Here is an 18673-nt window from a genome sequence, read left to right on the forward strand (position 1 = left end):
ACGGCGGATGACAGCGCCCTCGCCATGGGGAGCCCGCCCGCTCGGCGACGGGTCTTGGCGGTTCTCGATCTGGGCTCCGGCGGCACGGTATGTCGCCTTGTTGCTTGAAGGGCGCGAGCTTGCCATGGAGCCGGGCAGGGCGGGCGACTGGAGCTGTCGCATTCCGGCGCGTCCGGGCATGGCCTACCTCTTCCGCATCGATGGCAGGGACCTGCCCGACCCGGCCTCGCGCGCTCAGATCGGCGGTGTCGAGGGGCCTTCTCTGACGGTGGATCCCGAGGCGTTCGACTGGGCGCGGACGTGGTCCGGCAGGTCTCTCGAAGAGGCGGTCTTCTTCGAGCTCCATGTCGGCACCTTCACCCGCGAGGGCACCTTTGCCGCGGCCGCGCGCAGGCTGCCGGATCTGGCGGCGCTGGGGGTCACGGCGATCCAGCTCATGCCCGTCGCGCAGTTCATGGGCCGGCGCGGCTGGGGTTACGATGGCGTTCTGATCCGCGCGCCCCATCCCGCTTATGGCACGCCCGACGAGCTGCGGGCCTTCGTGGCCGAGGCGCAGGGCCATGGCATGATGGTGCTGCTCGATCTTGTGATGAACCACTTCGGTCCCTTCGGGAACTTCCTTCCGGACTATGCCCCCGACTTCTTCACCGACCAGCCCACGCCCTGGGGAGACGGCATCGCGTTCCACCGCCCCGAGGTGCAGGCGTTCTTCCGGGATGCCGCGCTCGGCTGGCTGTGCGAGTACCGGCTGGACGGGTTCCGCCTCGATGCCGTGCACGAGATCCGCGACGGGCAGGACCAGCGCTTTCTGCGCGCGCTGTCGGACGAGATCCGCACGCTTGACCTCGGCCGTCCGGTCCACCTGATCTGCGAGGACGAGCGCAATCTGACGCACCTGCGCGAGGCGGGGTTCGATGCCGAGTGGAACGACGACTGGCACAACGTCCTGCACGTGGCCCTGACCGGAGAGACGCAGGGTTACTACAGCCGCTACGCCCGGGACCCGTTCGCCGATCTCGCCCGGGCGCTGGAACGCGGTCAGGCGGACGAAGGCCAGCCGCATCCCGAAGGTCCCCGTGGCACAGAGGCCGCGCATCTTTCCTGGACCGCCTTCGTCAACGCCAACCAGACCCACGACCAGATCGGCAATCGCGCCCATGGCGAGCGGTTCATCTCGCTGATCGGAGAGGAGGCCGCACGGGTGACGCACGCGGTCCTGCTGTGCATGCCGTTCCTGCCGCTGCTCTTCATGGGTGAGGAAGAGGGCAGCGAAGCGCCCTTCCTCTTCTTCTGCGACCCGCCGGACGAGGCCATGCGGAGGGCTGTGCGCGACGGTCGCCGGGCCGAGCTCGGGCGCATCGGCTACGACGCCGAGCACATGCCCGACCCCACCGGACTCGAGGCCTTCGAGGCCTCGCGCCCCTATCCTGCCCGCGACCCCGCCCGTGCGGAAAGCTGGCGCGCCCTGACCCGCGACCTGCTTGATCTTCGAGCCCGCCGCATTGTGCCGCTGCTCAAATCCGGCAAGAGCGGCATCGGAGACGTCACCCGGCACGGGCCCCGCGCCTTCGCCGTGCGCTGGCCCTTCGAGGCGGGCGAGATCCGCATGCTGATGTCGCTGGGAACGCCCGCCACCGGAGCCGCGTCTTTGCCCGCCTGCGCCTTTCGCCTCGGCGATCCGACCCATGATGCCTTTGGAATGGAAGTGGAGATCACCGCGTGACACCGCTCGTTGCCACCTACCGCCTGCAGCTCCGCCAGGGCGTCGACTTCGACCGTGCGACAGAGCTCCTGCCGCATATCGCCGAGCTTGGCGTGAGCCACCTCTACCTCTCGCCGATCTTCACTGCCGAGGGCGGTTCCACGCACGGCTATGACGTGGCCAACCCGGCCGAGATCGACCCTGTGCTTGGCGGGCGCTCCGGCTACGAGCGGCTCGCCGCCGCAGCCCGGTCGCAACGCCTCGGGATCGTGCTGGACCTGGTGCCGAACCACACCGTGCTCAGCCCCGAAAACCCGTGGCTGCATGACGCGCTGGTCCATGGCGCCGCCAGCCCCTACGCCAGATATTTCGACGTGGACTGGACGGCGGGGCTGATCCTGCCGATCCTGCCTGAACCGATCGACGAGATGATCCGCGGTGGCGCATTCGAAATCGACCGTGACGCCATGCGCCTGCACTGGGATGGCGGCTGGCTGCCGCTCGCGCCGGAAAGCGCCGGGGCGCATGGCATTGCCGATACCCTCGAACGCCAGCACTGGCAGCTTCGGCACTGGGAGCGTGAGCGCAAGCGGCTGACGCACCGACGGTTCTTCAATGTGACGACCCTGATCGGCATGCGCATCGAAAAGCGCGAGGTCTTTGACGCGATGATGGCCCTGCCTCTGCAACTGGTCCGCGGCGGCCTCGCCGACGGATTGCGGATCGATCACGTGGACGGGCTCGCCGACCCGAAGCAATACCTGCAGCGGCTGCGCGCGGCGGTGGGTCCCGATGTGCCGGTCTGGATCGAGAAGATCCTCACAGGCGAGGAAGAGCTGCGGGACTGGCCGGTGACCGGTACCACCGGCTACGAGGCCAATGACCGGATCACCCGTCTGCTGATGGACGGGACCGGGCTCGACCTGCTGGACTCGATCTGGCGCGGGGCAACCGGGGCGCGGGGCGATTATGCCGCCGCCTGCCGGGAGGCGCGCGAGCAGATCCTGTCCCACGAACTGTCCGCGGAGCTGGGCGAGATGACCCGCCGGGTGGAGGCCGCGCTCGCAGAGCAGGGGATGGCGGTCGCGGAGGACGGCCTGCGCGCCACGTTGCGGGCGCTGCTCGTGGCTTTCCCGCGCTACCGCAGCTACCTCGACGACGAGGGTGCCACCGCCGAAGACGAGGCGCTGTTGGCGCAGACGGTTGCAGAGGCCGGTGCCCGGCTTGACGACACCCGGATCCTCGACGCAGTCCACCGCCTGCTCCTGTCGCCGGCCGGTCCGGCGGGTGAGGCGGTCCTCAGGCGCTTCCAGCAGGTGACCGGCGCGGTGGTGGCGAAGGCCCAGGAGGACACCGCCTTCTACCGCCATACACGCTGCCTTGCCGAGGCCGAGGTCGGCTCTGAACCCGACGCGCCGCCGCTCTCGCCCGGCGAGTTCGAGGCGTGGTGCAATGATCGCCTGCAGCATTGGCCGGGGGCGCTTGCGCTCGGGTCAAGCCATGACACCAAGCGCGCCGAAGATGCCCGGGCCCGCCTCATCGCGCTGACCCATCGGCCCGAATGCGCGGCCATCCTCTGGCAGGATGCCGAGGCGCTCGACGCGCCGCATCCGCCGGACACGTCGACGCGCTGGTACGTGCTGCAATCGGCGCTCGCCCTCTGGGAGCCCGATCGAGACGACCTCGAAGAGCGGTTGGCAGCGCATCTGGAAAAGGCCCTGCGCGAGGCGAAGGAGGTGACCCAGTGGCACGACCCAGACGAGGCGGCAGAGGCGCAGGCGGGTGATTCCGCCCGGGCGCTGCTGGCGGACTGGCGGACACATGCCCCCGACGCTCTGCGCGAGCTGGTTCGGGTGGGAGAGAGCCTCTCGCTCACCCAGCTTGCGCTGCGCTGCATGATCCCGGGCGTGCCGGACATCTACCAGGGCACCGAGACCGGCCTCTTCGCGCTCACCGATCCGGACAACCGGGCGCCGCTCGATCCCGCCGCCCCGGTCAACATCTTCGGAGCGCGCAAACGCGAATTGCTCCGGGAGTTGCTGTCGTTGCGCCGTCAGCACCGTGAGGTCTTCGCGCAAGGTGCATGTCGGCTCGAACAGGACGGCGACGCGCTGCGACTGATCCGCGAGCACCGGGACGATGCGGTGGTTCTGCGCTTTGCCCGCGACGGCTCGATCCTGCCCGAAGCGCTCGCGACGCGCCGCACGGCGGATGCACGGCACAACGGGTGATGACCCCGGATCTCGGAACTTCCCGCCCAGCCGGCGGTTGACCTCACCCTGGACACGCAGATCGCGCGGTCCAACGCCACCTTCAAGCGAGAGAGACACATGCGGACACGACTAACGGTGAACGGAGAGCCGCGCGAGATCGAACACGACACGCGGACCACCCTCCTCGACGCGCTGCGCGACCATCTCGGCCTGACCGGGAGCAAGAAGGGCTGCGACCACGGCCAATGCGGTGCCTGCACGGTCCTGCTAAACGGCAAGCGGGTCAACTCCTGCCTCTGTCTTGCCGCGATGCACGAGGGTGACGAGGTGACAACCATCGAAGGACTTGGCAGCCCGGAGGCCCTGAACGCGCTGCAGAAGGCCTTCGTTGCGAAAGATGGCTTCCAGTGCGGTTTCTGCACCCCGGGTCAGATCATGTCGGCGACGGCCATGCTCGAGGAGTTGAGGGCGGGCGAGCCGTCCTACGCCTCGGCCTCGCTCGAGGGCGACATGCCGCTTGACGACGCCGAGATCGCCGAGCGCATGAGCGGCAACCTCTGCCGTTGCTCGGCCTACCCGCTGATACGCGAGGCGATCGCCATGGCCGCCGAGGTGAAGTCATGAGGGATTTCGAATACAGCCGGGCCGAGAGCCTCGACGGTGCCGCAGGGCAGCTTGGCGACGGCGCGAGCATCATCGCCGGCGGCACCAACCTTCTCGACCTGATGAAGATCCAGGTGATGGTCCCGGGGCGGCTGGTGGACATCTCGCGGCTCGAGGACCTGAAGGGCATCTCCGAACACGGTGACGGGTTGCGCATCGGCGCGCTGGTCACCAATTCCGAGCTTGCGGCGGATGCCCGCGTCCGCAGCGGCTGGCCCTTGCTCTCGCGCGCCATCCTCGCCGGTGCGTCGGCGCAGATCCGCAACAAGGCGACGACTGGCGGCAACCTGCTGCAGCGCACCCGCTGTCCGTATTTCTACGACACCGCGATGGCGTGCAACAAGCGCACCCCGGGCGAAGGCTGTGCGGCGCAGGGCGGGGTAGGGCGGATGCTGGCCATCTTCGGCACCTCCGAGCACTGCCTCGCGGCGCATCCCTCGGACATGGCCGTGGCCCTGACCGCCCTGGCGGCCGAGGTCGAGATCCGTGCGGCAGACGGGGGCATACGCCTTGTCCCGGTGCGCGAGCTTTACCGCCTTCCGGGGGACCGGCCGGATCTCGAAACTGTGCTCGGGGCAGGCGAGATCATCACCGCCGTGCGGCTGCCTGCGCCGCGCCCCCAGACGCGGCAGGTCTACAAGAAGGTGCGGGACCGCGCTTCATATGCCTTCGCGCTGGTCTCTGTGGCGGTGGCGGTCGAGATGAAGGATGAGCGCATTGCCTCGGTCTCGCTGGCCTGCGGCGGGGTTGCACCTTGCCCCTGGACGAATCCCGAGGCGGAGCAGGCGCTCATCGGCGCCGCCCCCGGCGACGACGCCTTCGCCACGGCCGCAGACGCGCTGGTCGCGCAGGCCAGCTGCCATCCCGACACTGAGTTCAAGATTCCGCTGCTGCGGCGCACCCTGATTGCCGCGCTGCGTGAGGCCACCGGCCTGGCCGACTCCGCGGCCGCCAACCCGACGACGAGGACCCCGGCATGACCAAGACCTTCCGCATGGACGAGGCGCAGCCGCGCCTTCTCGACGAAACCGGTCAGGGCATTATCGGCGCTCCCCTGGATCGGCCGGAGGGGCCCAAGAAGGTCTCCGGGCGCGCCGCCTACGCGGCTGACGGGATGCCGGACAACGCGGCGCATGGCGTTCTGGTGCGCGCAACGATTCCGCGGGGGCGGATCACCGGCATAGACACCGCGTCCGTGGCCGAGACCCCTGGGCTTCTGGGGGTTTTCCATGGTCCTCGGTTCATTCGAAACCCGGCGCAGGGCATGGCCGGTGAGGCGCCCGTGCAGCCCGGCGACGAAGTCCATTACCACGGCCAGCCCATCGCGCTCGTGGTGGCCGAGAGCTTCGAGGCAGCGCGTGACGCGGCGCAGCGGCTCGTGGTGAGCTACGATGCGGACGCCAATGTCGATACCGACCCTGCGAAGACGGATGCGCTGGAAAAGGGTGACCCGGAAACTGCGGGCGATTTCGAGGCGGCGTTCAGCAAGGCTGATGTTACGCTCGATCGTGCCTATTCCACCCCACCCCATGCGGCGGCGGCGATGGAGCCGCACGCGGCCCTTGCCGAATGGGAGGGAGAGACGCTCACCCTGCGCGGTGCGCAGCAGATGCTCAAGACCAACCGGTTGGAACTGGCGGATGCCGTTGGCATCGACCCCGAGAACGTGCGCATTCTGTCGCCCTACATCGGCGGCGGGTTCGGCTCCAAGCTGGGCATCGGCCCCGAAGCGGTCTCGGCCGCGCTCGCGGCACGTGAGTTGCGGCGCCCGGTGCGTGTCGTCATGGCCCGACAGACCGTCTTCGACGCGGTGCTACGCCGGACCGAGACCACCCAGCGCCTGCGCCTCGGAGCCGACCGCAGCGGTCGCCTGCTGGCACTGTCGCACGACGACCGCGTGACCAACCTCCAGGACGAGGGCTTTGCCGAGCCCGTGAGCCAGGCGTCGCAGTTCCTCTATGGTGCCGAGGGGTTGAGCTTTGCGCAGACCCTCGCCCGGGTCAGCCGTACGCCCTCGGGCTCGGTGAGGGCCCCGGGTGAGGCGGTCGGCATGCTGGCGCTGGAACAGGCGATGGACGAGCTGGCCGAGATGCTCGGGATGTGCCCCGTTGAGCTGCGGCTGAAGAACCTGCCCGAGAAGAACCCGATGACCGGCCAGCCCTTCAGCGCGACACGCCTTGCCGACTGCCTGCGTGACGGGGCCGAGCGCTTTGGCTGGAAGGATCGCAAGCCGGTGGGCACCCGCCGCGACGGCGAGTGGTACGTCGGTATGGGCATGGCGTCGGCCGCACGCTCGAACATGCTGATCGAATCCGCGGCGCGCGTGCGCCTGAGCGCCGAAGGTGCGGTGGTCGAGACCGACATGACCGACATCGGTACCGGCACCTATGCGATCCTCGGACAGATCGCTGCCGAGATGCTGGGCCTTCCCGTGGAGAAGGTCGAGGTGCGCCTTGGCGACACGCGCTTCCCCGCCGCTGCGGGCTCCGGCGGTTCGTTCGGCGCAAGCTCGGCTGGCTCCGCGACCTTCCTTGCGGCGAAGGCCATCCGCGAGACGCTGGCCGAGCGCATGGGCTGTGAGCCCTCCGACCTGACCCTCCAGAACGGCATGGCCCGTGGCGGAAACCGCGAGGTGCCGCTGTCCGAGCTGATCGACGCGGAACTGGTCGAGGAGGCGTCCGTCGAGGCCGGCGACACCTCGGAAAGTCATTTCTCGTCCGGCTTCGGCGCGCATTTCGCCGAGGTCGCGGTACATGCCTACACCGGCGAGGTGCGGGTGCGCCGGATGCTCGGCGTGATGGCCATGGGCCGTATTCTCAACGAGAAGACAGCCCGGTCGCAGGCGCTTGGCGGGATGATCTGGGGCGTCGGTTCGGCCCTGACCGAGGAGATGGCGCACGATCCGCGCACCGGTCACATGGTAACCCGCGACCTCGCCAATTACCACGTGCCCGCCCATGCGGATGTGCCCGGCGACATGACGGTGGTCTTCCTCGAGGAACGCGACGACATGGCCAACCCGATCCAGACCAAGGGGATCGGCGAGCTGGGGATTTCCGGGGCGGGCGCAGCGATCCTGAACGCCGTGCGCAACGCCTGCGGAGCACGCATCTATGACATGCCCGCGACCCCCGACCGGGTCATCGCGGCGATGGACGCGGCGGGCTACTGACCCAGACGTCCGCCGTCCATTCGGCGGACGTGCCTGATAGCATCGCGCCGCGATCGGAGCCGGGCTCGGGCAGGTCACCCTGCAAGCGGGTCGGTCACCGCGCGCAGCAAGACCGATCCGCATGCCGGCCGGGCTTGCTGCGCGCGCTCGCAAGCGCTTGCCAAAGCGCGTGACAATGCCATCTTGACCGGAGGAGATGGGCAAGCGGCTTCTCGCGGCCTCTCAGGAGGCGATGGGACGCGCGTGACCGACTTTGTGAATGGTGCCGATGCGGTGTTTCCGGGAACAGGGCATTACGAGTGGACCATCGGGACCGGCGAGGTGCTTTGGAGCGCAGGCCGGCTTCAACTCTACGGACTCGAAAGCGCACCTGCCCGTGCAGAAGACGTGTTTGAGCTGATCCATCCCGAGGACCGCGAGAGGGTTCGCAGGGATATGGACGCAGTCCGCGCAAGTCACGACAGCTACGAGCGTTGCTTCAGGATCATCCGTCCCGACAGGGACGTCCGCACCCTTCTCGACCGGGGCACCGTTGCGCGTGATGGAACAGGCAGGGCAATCCGGCTGTCCGGCGTCGAAACCGACGTGACCAGTCTTGTCGGCCGGTCCGACGCAGCGGCGCTTGGATCGGTCCCGGACCAACCCGGCGCCGATAGCTCCCGGATTGCGGACGCCGAGATTCTGGACGCGGTGTTCCATCAGGCTCCGGTTGGTATCGCCATCTGGGACCGGGACCTGAAATTCGTCAGGATCAACGCGATGATGGCGGAGATGAACGGGCTCGCGCCCGAGCTTCATATCGGAAAGACCGTGAAGGATCTTTTGCCCGAGGTGCAGAACATCGACGGTGTCACGGCGCTCTTCGAGGAGCTCCTTCGCACCGGGGGGTCGCGTCGAGACGTGGAGATCTCGGGCACCACGCCGGCGGCCCCGGACGAGACGCGCCACTGGCGCGAACATTTCTTTCCCATCCGGTCCGGCGGTGAGGTGAAGGGGCTGGCGGCGATTGCCGAGGACATCACCGCGCGACGCAAGGCGCAGAACACCATCGACGCGCTGCTGGACGAGCTGAACCACCGCAGCAAGAACCTCGTCACGCTCGTTCTGGCGATTTGCCGCCAGACCGCCAAGACCCGGCCCGACGACTTCCTGACCACCTTCCAGTCGCGGCTCGAGAGCATGTCCGCGGCTCAGGACCTGCTTCTGAAACAGAGTTGGAGCGACATCGGCGTCGAGGACCTGATCCGAACGCAGATCCCGTATTTCTCGGAGCTGATCGGAAGTCGTATCATATTGAAGGGCGATCCCGGCGTGGTGGTTCCGGCAGGTGCGGCCCAGGCTCTCGCGCTGGCGTTTCACGAGCTGACCACCAATGCGGTCAAGTATGGCGCCTTGTCGAGCGAGGACGGCTGGCTCGTCGTGACGTGGGTCGCGGCGGATGATGGCAAGGTGCTCGAGATCGTCTGGCAGGAAAACGGCGGACCCAAGGTCACGCCGCCGACGCGGAAGGGCTTCGGCTCGGCTCTGACCGGCGACATGCTCAGGTCGTCGCTCGGCGCCGAGATCTCGTTCGACTATGCAGCGACCGGCCTGACCTGGAGTCTACGCTGTGCCTTTGATCAGACCGACTGACGCAGCCCTTTGCCTGGCGTGCCGTGCGTTGCACGCAATCCGCTGACCTACCTGTTGCCAGTTCCTGAAGCGGGGAGGGCAGGCTGTGCGGGCGCAGGCTGGCGCCTTTCCTCCCTCTGCCGCTTTTGCTCCCGTTCTCCATCGCGATGCGACTTGAGTGACAGGAAAACAGTCGCGCCGAGCACGGTGAGCTTGAACGCACCGAGACAAATGGGGACCCAGATCACAAGCCAAACTCCTTACATCCTGTTATTCTGAAGGTGTCCGCAAAACGTCTTGAGAAACGTTGCGGGCCTTTCTGCCAGTCGCCTGAGGTGGTCAGGCGGTCTAGAACCTCACGGAAGAAACGGCTCAGCGTTTCGACATCATCCGAATGCGCAACCCGGACACGCTCCAACTCAAACTCCCCGGCCGGGACAATCCTCTTCGCGATTGCGGGCGGGGTCGTCTCGTCGATACGACCATGGGCCCGATCGTGAAAGGCTGTAGACTATCGAAGGCCGCTGCGCGGGGCTCTTGCGATGGCATGTAGCCACCACCTGACGGGATCGCCATGTGCCAATGTGCTGCATGTTGAAGCCATCACAGAAGGGGGAGCATCCACCTCCGAGGTTACGATTATCGGGATCGATCAGGCAAAACGCGTTTTTTTCACCTGCTCGGGGCTGGTCACGACGGATCCGTCGTATGTCGCTCAAGGACTTCGCGTGGCCAGCGACTTGGGCTCATGTCTCGGGGTCTGCGGTGCGTTGTCGCCGTGGAGCCGGGTAGCGCCCCGGGAGACGGTGTAAGAGCACCGGCCTTCGGAGAGGTCGGTGACGTCCTAGGGCGTTGTGTATGTTTCGGCGGCCATCGGGGTTCTCGGTAGGGTCGGGTTGCTGAGCCAACCTGAACCGAGGGATGCCCCCGATGAGCAAAGCCATGATGGACCCGCGTGCGCCGTTAGAGGGTGAGGGGCAGGCGCGCCATCGGTCCGAGCGCCGCCCCGAACGCCGATGCCGACCTGCCTCGCGAGATGATCGGTTGTGCTGCCGAGCGGCTGATGGAGCCGGCGATCGGCGCCAAGACCGGTGCTGACTATGGTGAGAAGAGCAGCGAGCGACTGGTGCAGCGTAACGGCTATCGCGACCGCGACTGGCAGGCCCGCGCCGGCAGCGTCGAGCTGCGCATCCCGCGCCTGCGCACCGGCTCCTGTTTCCCCTCGTTCCTCGAGCCGCGGCGCTCCGTTGAGAAGGCGCTGACCGCCGTGATCCAGGGCGCTTACGTCCATGGCGTCTCGGCGCGCTTGATGGACGACCTGGTGCTGGCCATGCACTGCCCAACAGGCGACTGCGAAGCAATCTGCCGAGAGCGGCAGTCCGGGGGTGTCGAAGAGCCAGGCCAAGCGCGTCGATCATGGGATGTGCTGATCTTCCCAATCAAATTGCAGTCGATGCGCAAGACAATCCGTGTGATTGCGCGTCAGGACTGTGGTAAAATCAGGGAAGACCGGAATAGCGATAAGGAGCGAGGTTTTGTTGCAGGACGCCCTCCTGAGGGATGCCGGAGGTCGGCTTATCCGCCACGGAGGCACCAGCCGGTCCGCAGATTGGGACGAGATAGAGGCCTTCTGCCAATCGGTTTACATGCCCTACAGGGTGCGCCCGTTGGTGCGGTTTTCGCGCCCGAACGCCACCATGATCAGTGCTCGCGCAGGGCGCGTGACCATGACACGGTTCGCCTACGGAACCGGAATCTATCTTGATCGGTTCGATCCGCAGGCTGGAAACATCCTCGTACTGAATACGTTACAGGGATCGCTTGACCATCAGACAGACGGGGGATCGGTCGCGACCACGGGCGGGGACAGTTTCGTCGTGGATTGTTCGCGAACGGAATACTGGCTGAAAGGCGATCCGGACCACATGCAGCTGAACCTGACCATCCCGCACGATGTCATCGCCGAAACGGCCGAACGCTGGTTCGGTTTTGTGCCGGATGACGGCCTTTGGACCCGGCGGGTCAGGTTCGGCGGCCCAGGCTCAGCCTGGTTGTCGTTGTTGGACTACGCGGCGCGGACGTTGGTGCAGGCTGGCAACGCGGCAAGCGACACCGCGATCGCGCGCCACATCGAAGAAATGATTTGCGTCGAACTGCTCCGGCAATGGGCCGGCGCGGCCGGGATGTCCCTGCAAGATGGCGCGCGCTGCGCGGCACCCGGCTATGTCCGCCGGGCCGAGGAGATCATGCAGGCCGAAGCCCGCGAGGCCCCCTCCATCGGCGATGTCGCCCAGCGTGTGGGTGTCTCTGCGCGGACGCTCTCGGGTGGCTTTGCCCGTTTCCGGGGGGTGTCGCCGCGCGCCTTCCTTGCTGCGCGACGTCTGGACGGATTCCGCAGGGATCTCGAGACCCGTCCCGGGGAGGAGACCGTGGCCACGATTGCCAGCGCCTGGGGGTTCGGCAGTTTCGGCGCGCTGGCGGGGCGCTACCGCGAACGGTTCGGCGAGCTGCCCTCGCAGACTCGCGCGCGGGCGGCCCGCTGATAAATCGGCTTCCGATTTCGGACAGCCCGTGCCGCTGGGTGACAGCGTCGCGCGCCAGAAGGGCTACCCTCCACCGCACGAGTCTAGGGAGGACACCATGAAAGACATTCACACCGCAGACCTGACCGCTGCGCTGGACAAAGTGCTGCGCCGCGTCAGCGAGGGCGCAGACCGGGTTCCGGGCGTCGTCGCGATGGTCACGGACCGCGAAAGCGACATTTACAGCGGCGCGACGGGGGCCCGGCGGCTCGACGGCGTGCCGATGACCGAGGACACGGTTTTTGCCATCTTCTCGACGACCAAGGCGATCGCGGGCACCACCGCGCTGCAATGCGTGGAAGAAGGGCTTCTGGATCTCGACGCCCCCGCCAAGGAGTACGCCCCCGCCATCGGCAAACTCCAGTTGCTCGAAGGCTTCGACACCAACGGCCAGCCCCGCCTGCGCGCGCCGAAAACCGATGTCACGACCCGGCAGCTGATGCTGCATACGGGCGGCTTCGGCTACGACTTTTTCAACGAGATGTACAAGCGCATGGCTGAGGAACATGGCCAGCCCTCGGTCGTCAGCGGCACTCGCGCCGCCCTCGAGACCCCGCTGCTGTTCGATCCCGGCACAAAATGGGAATATGGCACCAACATCGACTGGGTCGGGCAGGTCGTCGAGGGCATCCGGGGCAAGCGGCTGGGTGAGGTCATGCGGGAGCGGGTCTTTGATCCGCTCGGCATGGACGAGATTGCCTTTACCCGCTCCGACGCGATGAAGAGCCGCACGGCCACGATTCACGCGCGCGGCGCAGATGGTTCTCTGGCGCCGATGGACGGTTTCGCCTTGCCGGACAACCCCGAGGTCGACATGGGCGGACACGGTCTTTACGGCACGGTGCCCGAGTACATGAAGTTCATTCGCATGTGGCTGAACGACGGAAACGGGCCGAACGGTCGCGTGCTAAAACCCGAGACGGTCGAATGGGCCGTTAAGGGCGCTCTGGTGCCGCCGCAGAAGGTGACCATGCTGCCGGGGGTGATCCCGTCGCTGTCCAACGACGCGGAGTTCTTTCCCGGAGTGGGTAAGGACTGGTCCTATACATTCATGGTGAACACCGAAGAGGCCCCCACGGGCCGCCCGGCGGGGGCCATCGGCTGGGCGGGGCTCGCCAACAGTTTCTACTGGATCGACCGCGCGGCTGGTGTCGGCGGCTACTGGGCGACGCAGATTCTGCCGTTCGGCGATCCGACATCCTTTGGCGGCTTCCTGGATTTCGAGACCGCGGTCTACGACGCGATCCGTAACAGCTGATCCGCCAGGGGCGGGGGCGGCGGGACCGCCCCCGGTTTTCGTTTCCGCATGTCTTTGGGAGGAGGATGCGTGATGAGCGAATTCATCAATTACCAGCAGCTGCCCGATTGGGTGCCGGGCCGGGTCCTGTCGGCCAGCGACGGGCTGGGCTGGAAGAACGTGGCCTGTCGGTCGTACCATTACGACGGCCAGGACGTGATCGTCCCGGCCATGAAGGATTTCCTGCTCGTGGGGTATCGCGGCGGGGTCACGCCGATGCAGAGGCGCTATGACGGGCGCTGGACCCACGAGACGCTCGGGCCCGGCGCCGCGTCTCTTCTAAGCCGGGCGCAGCGGGTGAACTGGACCTGGAAAGAGCCCGTCGACGTCACGCATGTCTACCTGTCCGGCGCACTGGTCGCGCAGGTGGCGAGCGAGGTCCTGGACTGCGCCGTCTCGGAGGTGGCACTCGCCGATGTGCTGCGCACCGAAGATCCGATCATGACTCAGGCGATGGAACAAATCGCGCGCGAGGCCGAGACAAAGGGCCTTGGCGGGGCTCTCTATGTCGACAGCGTGGCCCGGGCGCTGATCGTACACCTGCTGCGGCGCTATGCCGACATCCGTATGCGGGTTTGTCGCGCAGATGGCGCGCTGAGCCCGGCGCAACAGCGCCGCATTGTCGAGTTCATTGACACGCATCTGGCCAGCAGTCTCGATCTCAAGATGATGGCGGATTCACTGGGGCTGTCGCCCTGCCTTTTCGCCCGCAAGTTCCGCAGCAGCTTTGGCAGGCCGCCCTATGCCTTTGTCACGGCCCGGCGCATGGAGCGGGCGCAGCGCCTGCTGGCCGAAACCGATGCGCCGATCAAGACCGTCGCGCTCGATTGCGGCTTTTCCGACCAGGCGCATCTGACGCGGATGTTCCGCGTCGCAACGGGCAAGACGCCCGCTGTCTTTCGACGGCAGGCGCAATAGGCAGTCGGCCGACCGCACGGAGTCGGGGGCACGGCGGACCAGAGACATGGCCCGCCGTGCCCGGGATCACTCGGCCGGTTCCGCCGTTTCGGGCGCGCCGGTCAGGGCGAACCCCTCATAGCCTTTTTCGGCGATCTCCTGGCACCTCGCCCGGTAGGTCCCGACGCCGCCGGTATAGGACAGCACCCGGCGCGGTTTGCCCGCCACGTTGGCGCCGTTGTACCAGCTGTCGGTCTTCGCGATCAGCGTGGCATTTGCCGTCTCATCGTGGTGCTGCACCCAGGCATCCTCGCCTTCCGCGGTGGGTTCGATCACCGTTACCCCCCGGGCGCGCATGGCCTTGATGCAATCGGCGATCCATTCGGTCTGTTGTTGCAGGCAGGTGGTCATATTGCACAGCGCGGCGGACGGGGCGAGCGGGGCGCCCGCCATGAAGAGATTGGGGAAGCCGTGCTTCTGCATGCCCAGCGTGGTGCGGATGTCCTTTTCCCACTCGTCTTTCAGCGTCATGCCGCCGCGCCCGCGAATGTCGATCCGCGACAGCGCGCCAGACCCCGCGTCAAAGCCCACCGCCATGACGATCACGTCGAGCGGATAGACCGTCCCGTCCTCCAGTTTCACGCCCTCGGGGACGATTTCGGCAATCGGGTTATCCCTCACCGGGACGGCCTCGACATTGTCCTGGAGGTAGACCTCGAGGTAGTTCGTCTCGAGGGGCACGCGGTGGGTGCCAAAGCCGAAATCGCTTTGCTTCGGCACGAGGATATCTATCAGCTTGGGGTCTTTCAGGCGTGCTTCCATCTTTTGGCGCACAAAGGCGCTGATCTCCTTGCTGACCTCCTCGTCGAAGAACACCTCGCTGAACGAGGCCAGCCAGAGCTTCAGCGACCCGTCGGCAAAGTTCTCTTCGAGGATCGCGCGGCGCTGTTCGGGGGTGCAATCTGCCCAGACATGCTCGAAATCGTATTCGAAGCCGGTGAAGGTGTTCGGCAGGTTCGAGGTCAGTTCGTTCCACCGCGCCTTGTAGGTGGCCGCGTCGTCCGGACCGTACTTGGGGTTCTTCATCGGCAGCACATATTGAGGCGTGCGCACGAAGACCGTCAGCGTGTCGACCACGGGCGCGATGGTCTGGATCACCTGGATGCCGGTCGCACCGATACCGATGACACCCACGCGCTTGCCCTCGAGATCCAGGCCCTCCTTCGGGTAGAGCGCGGTGTGCACGATCCGGCCCTCGAAGCGGTCCTGTCCGGGAAAGCGATCCGTCAGCGGCGCGGACAGCATCCCCGAGCAGCTGACCAGGAACTGCGTGTCGTAGACGTCGCCGGTGTCCGTCTCCACCGTCCAGCGGCCGGTGTCCTCGCCATAGACGGCGCGTGTCACCCTGGACGAGAATGTGAAGTCCTTGCGCAGGTCCAGCCGGTCGGCCACGTAGTGCATCCAGCGTTCGATCTCGGGCTGGGCGGGAAAGCGTTCGGACCATGTCCAGTCCTTGTAGAGCGTCTCGTCGAACAGGTACTGGTAGATGTAGCTTTCGCTGTCGAACCTGGCGCCGGGATAGCGGTTCCAGTACCACGTCCCTCCGACATCGGAGGCCGCGTCGACCCCGTGAACCGCCAGCCCCATCTCGCGCAGCTGGTGAAGCTGGTAGAGCCCCGCCACCCCAGCCCCGATCACAAGAGCATCAATCTTATGCGTCATCTCTCTCTCCCTGTTGTTGTCATCGCAGCCGGGGCGGCCTCCTCTACCGCAGGACCGGCGCTGAGGAACAAGGCTAGGCGGGACAGAGCGCGCGCGTATTGAACGTTTCGCCCCGACGCTTAGAACGAAACGTTGGGGGCTTCGGTCGGCACAAGAAAAGCCCAGAAAGGGCCGGCAGATAGCGTCGAGACTGGCTACGGAAAAATACAATTTTCGTTCCACCGACCTCCCTCAGGTTTGCAGATCAGAACGGTTTTGAACAAGACGAGAGCGGCCACCGGCTACGCTTGGTACGAAGGTCGGCCGTGGCCCGAGTGCGCGAGTCAGAGGCCGACTGGCGCCGTCCCTGTCACCAAGCCCGGCGGATCGACGCGAAAAGCCCCAACCGACCGCAGAGGACCGCGCGTTCCCCCTGCGTGTGGCATTTCGGGAACAGAGACTGAACTGCGATTGGATCCTGTTATTGCCTTGCAGGCTGATCCCTCGTATCGGAGCGGCAAGGTGCCGGGCACCTGCCGCCTGCGGACGCGAGTCACGGTGAAGCCCGGAGCAAGACGACATCTCACCCTCGAAGCATTTCGCAGGTGGGTAATGCAGGCCCCCCTCCAAATCCGAAATGCCTCTTGCGAGGAGTGAGCGATGTCTGTCGGACGCGCTGCCAAAACGATTGAAAACCCCTTTCTGACCCTGCCGGTCAGACGACTGTTTCTGTCCAACGCCCTTCCCATGGCAGTGGTCATGTCAACGAGCGGCCTGCTGAACGTGGTCGACGGGATGTTCGTGGGACATTTTATCGGTGCCCACGCCCTAGCTGCTGTCAGTCTGGCCTTTCCTGTGGCCATGTTGTTGACTGCGTTGACCACTCTGACGGGTGGCGGCATGTCGAGCCTTATGGCGCGGTACCTGGGCAAAGGCGCGCGACGCGATGCGGGCGCTGTTTTCGCGGGAGCGCATGGGCTTGCCCTCGCCCTGAGTGCGGCCTTGATGCTCGGCGCGCTGATGTTTGGCCCGAGCCTTGTTTCGTTTCTCGCCGCCGGAAATGAACCTCTGGCGGCGCCAGCAAGAGCGTATCTGCGGATCCTGATCCTGGGGGCGCCTGTGCAGTTTGGTCTGGGCCTGCATGCTGATGCGCTGCGCAACGAAGGGCGATCGGGGCATATCGCACTGTTGTCGGTGATCGTTAACCTGCTGAACGTCGCTGCGAACTACATCGCGATTGTGGTCCTCGATTTCGGCATCGCAGGATCGGCAATCGGGACGGTGGCGGCGCAGTCACTTGGCGTGATGCTGCTTTTGTTAGTGCGCAAACGCGACCCCGCTCTTTTGCCGCTTGATATGATCCGGAACGCAAGCTGGCTGACAGGGTGGCGGCAGATCCTCGCTTTGGGCCTGCCACTCAGTCTGAGCTTCATCGGAATGGCGCTCGTGGCCGGCACCGTGCTCCTTGCCATCGGCAACACCGCCGCAGATCATGGAACGTATGTCGCAGCATACGGGATTGTAACGCGCATTCTGGGTCTGGCCTTCCTGCCGCAGATGGCCATCGCGCTGACCACCCAAAGCATCACCGGGAACAACGTCGGCGCAGGCCGAACGGACCGGGCGAGCGCGGCCCTGCGGCTCGCGATAGGGTGCGCGTTTCTGTGGTGCTTGGGCGTGACACTGACCGCCATGCGCGCAGGCGAAATGCTCGGCGCGTTGTTTTCCGACAATCAGGAGGTCATCATTGCAGTTGGCGCAATCATGCGCCCCATGACAGCGCTTTATGCCGTCACCGGGCCGATCCTCGTCATTGCTATGCATTATCAGGCGATGGGACATCCGCTGCGAACCGCAGTTCTGACTCTGGGAAAGCCCTGGCTTCTGACGCCTGCTCTCGTCATCGTCCTGAACGCGCACTCTGGGCTTCAAGGCCTTTGGTATGCGTTTCCAGCCGCGGACGCTGCCCTGGCTCTTGTGGCTCTGATGATCATTTTCCGGAGCCGCGTATTCGACACAACACCCACGACACTGCTTATCAAGGAGAGACCATGACACGGACATCGCTAGACACCGTTAAGGCACAGGCCAAAGCGCTCCGGCAGGCTCTGCAGGCTGCGGGCACTGTCATCGGGCATGCGCAAGCCCTTGAACTCATTGCCAAGCAACACGGGGCACGGGACTGGAACACGTTGCATGCCCGGCTCACCCAACGGAACGCGCCAGCCGAACTTGCCCTCGGTGATCGGGTGGCCGGGTCTTACCTCGGCCAGGCCTACACCGGCGAAATCACTGCCCTGTCGGGGCCTGCAGGGCATCGGCAGGTGGAAATCAAGCTCGACCAGCCGGTTGACACCGTTCGGTTCGAGAGCTTCTCGAACTGGCGTCACAGGATACGTGGAACCCTCGCCCTGGACGGGCGCAGTCATCGCAGAACATCGGACGGCGCACCGCATCTGATCGTGAAAAAGGCGCCGCCCTGACGTCTGTTGGCGGCGAGTGTGTGCGCTACTTGAAGCGCGACTCCCATGACCTGCGAGGGTAGGGGCGTCGGCCGATTTCCTCCATCATCTTTTCTCGGAAGACCTCGGCCGGGGTCCTCCAGCCGAGGCATTTGCGGGGCGTGTTGTTGAGCTGGTCGCAGAGTTGCTTCAGCTCGGGCTCTGTCATGGCAGCGACGTCACGCTGCCTTGGAAGCCAGCGGCGGAGCCGGCGGTTGGTGTTCTCGACTGTGCCTTTCTGCCAAGGCGAGGAGGGGTCGCAGAACCACGTTTGGGTTCCGAGCTGGGCCTGCAGGTGCGGCCATGACACGAATTCCGTGCCGCGGTCGAAGGT

At 66.0% G+C, this 18673-nt stretch carries 13 protein-coding genes and 1 pseudogene; 12 read left to right on the forward strand and 2 right to left on the reverse strand.

Going from position 1 to position 18673, the window contains the following annotated elements; all coding sequences use genetic code 11:
- Positions 1 to 7 precede the first annotated feature (7 nt).
- The 10 genes and pseudogenes from treZ (at position 8) to BLQ77_RS12865 (ending at position 14158) form a co-directional block, all read left to right on the forward strand.
- Positions 8 to 1723: a malto-oligosyltrehalose trehalohydrolase gene (treZ, locus tag BLQ77_RS12815; RefSeq protein WP_089959672.1), complete on the forward strand. Its 1716-nt coding sequence runs from the start codon at positions 8 to 10 to the stop codon at positions 1721 to 1723.
- Complete coding sequence (gene treY, locus BLQ77_RS12820; protein ID WP_089959675.1) at positions 1720 to 3933, forward strand: malto-oligosyltrehalose synthase; 2214 nt, start codon at positions 1720 to 1722, stop codon at positions 3931 to 3933. The genes treZ and treY overlap by 4 nt, the downstream gene beginning before the upstream one ends.
- 99 nt (positions 3934 to 4032) lie before the next feature.
- Complete coding sequence (locus BLQ77_RS12825) at positions 4033 to 4539, forward strand: 2Fe-2S iron-sulfur cluster-binding protein (RefSeq protein ID WP_089959678.1); 507 nt, start codon at positions 4033 to 4035, stop codon at positions 4537 to 4539.
- Positions 4536 to 5558, forward strand: coding sequence for an FAD binding domain-containing protein (locus tag BLQ77_RS12830; protein ID WP_089959681.1), 1023 nt, complete (start codon positions 4536 to 4538; stop codon positions 5556 to 5558). Before BLQ77_RS12825 ends, BLQ77_RS12830 begins: the two co-directional genes overlap by 4 nt.
- Complete coding sequence (locus tag BLQ77_RS12835; protein WP_089959683.1) at positions 5555 to 7750, forward strand: xanthine dehydrogenase family protein molybdopterin-binding subunit; 2196 nt, start codon at positions 5555 to 5557, stop codon at positions 7748 to 7750. The genes BLQ77_RS12830 and BLQ77_RS12835 overlap by 4 nt, the downstream gene beginning before the upstream one ends.
- A gap of 243 nt (positions 7751 to 7993) precedes the next feature.
- Entirely contained in the window at positions 7994 to 9382 is a 1389-nt protein-coding gene (locus tag BLQ77_RS12840; RefSeq protein WP_131822013.1) for a sensor histidine kinase, read from the forward strand.
- Positions 9383 to 10331: 949 nt separating this feature from the next.
- A pseudogene (locus tag BLQ77_RS12850) lies at positions 10332 to 10694 on the forward strand (transposase); the annotation flags it as partial.
- A 157-nt stretch (positions 10695 to 10851) separates the two neighbouring features.
- A complete protein-coding gene (locus BLQ77_RS12855; protein WP_242661710.1) occupies positions 10852 to 11904 on the forward strand; it encodes an AraC family transcriptional regulator in 1053 nt (350 codons plus the stop codon).
- Positions 11905 to 11932: 28 nt separating this feature from the next.
- Positions 11933 to 13201 carry a methyl acetate hydrolase AcmB gene (gene acmB / locus BLQ77_RS12860; RefSeq protein ID WP_242661708.1) on the forward strand — a complete coding sequence of 423 codons (1269 nt, stop codon included), beginning with the start codon at positions 11933 to 11935 and terminating at the stop codon, positions 13199 to 13201.
- Between the two features lie 72 nt (positions 13202 to 13273).
- Positions 13274 to 14158: a helix-turn-helix domain-containing protein gene (locus BLQ77_RS12865; protein WP_089959694.1), complete on the forward strand. Its 885-nt coding sequence runs from the start codon at positions 13274 to 13276 to the stop codon at positions 14156 to 14158.
- 66 nt (positions 14159 to 14224) lie between these two features.
- Here the strand turns inward: BLQ77_RS12865 and BLQ77_RS12870 are convergent, their stop codons facing one another.
- Positions 14225 to 15859 (reverse strand): flavin-containing monooxygenase, encoded by a 1635-nt coding sequence (locus BLQ77_RS12870; protein WP_089959698.1) that lies wholly within the window; start codon positions 15857 to 15859, stop codon positions 14225 to 14227.
- Positions 15860 to 16498: 639 nt separating this feature from the next.
- On the opposite strand from BLQ77_RS12870, the gene BLQ77_RS12875 reads away from it, so the two are divergent.
- Positions 16499 to 17893, forward strand: a complete 1395-nt coding sequence (locus BLQ77_RS12875; RefSeq protein ID WP_089959703.1) for an MATE family efflux transporter — start codon at positions 16499 to 16501, stop codon at positions 17891 to 17893.
- Complete coding sequence (locus BLQ77_RS12880) at positions 17890 to 18321, forward strand: glyoxalase superfamily protein (RefSeq protein WP_089959706.1); 432 nt, start codon at positions 17890 to 17892, stop codon at positions 18319 to 18321. The genes BLQ77_RS12875 and BLQ77_RS12880 overlap by 4 nt, the downstream gene beginning before the upstream one ends.
- 25 nt (positions 18322 to 18346) lie before the next feature.
- Here the strand turns inward: BLQ77_RS12880 and BLQ77_RS12885 are convergent.
- Positions 18347 to 18673: IS30 family transposase (locus tag BLQ77_RS12885; protein ID WP_110476894.1), on the reverse strand; the 327-nt coding region annotated here is incomplete at its 5' end.

The sequence above is a fragment of the Salipiger thiooxidans genome, assembly GCF_900102075.1.
Taxonomy (GTDB): Bacteria; Pseudomonadota; Alphaproteobacteria; order Rhodobacterales; family Rhodobacteraceae; genus Salipiger; species Salipiger thiooxidans.

Bases quoted from the DNA above. Each gene is read 5' to 3' on its own strand.
- BLQ77_RS12835 (WP_089959683.1), top strand. From the start codon at position 5,555: ATGACCAAGACCTTCCGCATGGACGAGGCGCAGCCGCGCCTTCTCGAC.
- BLQ77_RS12875 (WP_089959703.1), top strand. From the start codon at position 16,499: ATGTCTGTCGGACGCGCTGCCAAAACGATTGAAAACCCCTTTCTGACC.
- BLQ77_RS12870 (WP_089959698.1), bottom strand. From the start codon at position 15,859: ATGACGCATAAGATTGATGCTCTTGTGATCGGGGCTGGGGTGGCGGGG.
- treZ (WP_089959672.1), top strand. From the start codon at position 8: ATGACAGCGCCCTCGCCATGGGGAGCCCGCCCGCTCGGCGACGGGTCT.
- BLQ77_RS12830 (WP_089959681.1), top strand. From the start codon at position 4,536: ATGAGGGATTTCGAATACAGCCGGGCCGAGAGCCTCGACGGTGCCGCA.
- BLQ77_RS12825 (WP_089959678.1), top strand. From the start codon at position 4,033: ATGCGGACACGACTAACGGTGAACGGAGAGCCGCGCGAGATCGAACAC.
- BLQ77_RS12865 (WP_089959694.1), top strand. From the start codon at position 13,274: ATGAGCGAATTCATCAATTACCAGCAGCTGCCCGATTGGGTGCCGGGC.
- BLQ77_RS12880 (WP_089959706.1), top strand. From the start codon at position 17,890: ATGACACGGACATCGCTAGACACCGTTAAGGCACAGGCCAAAGCGCTC.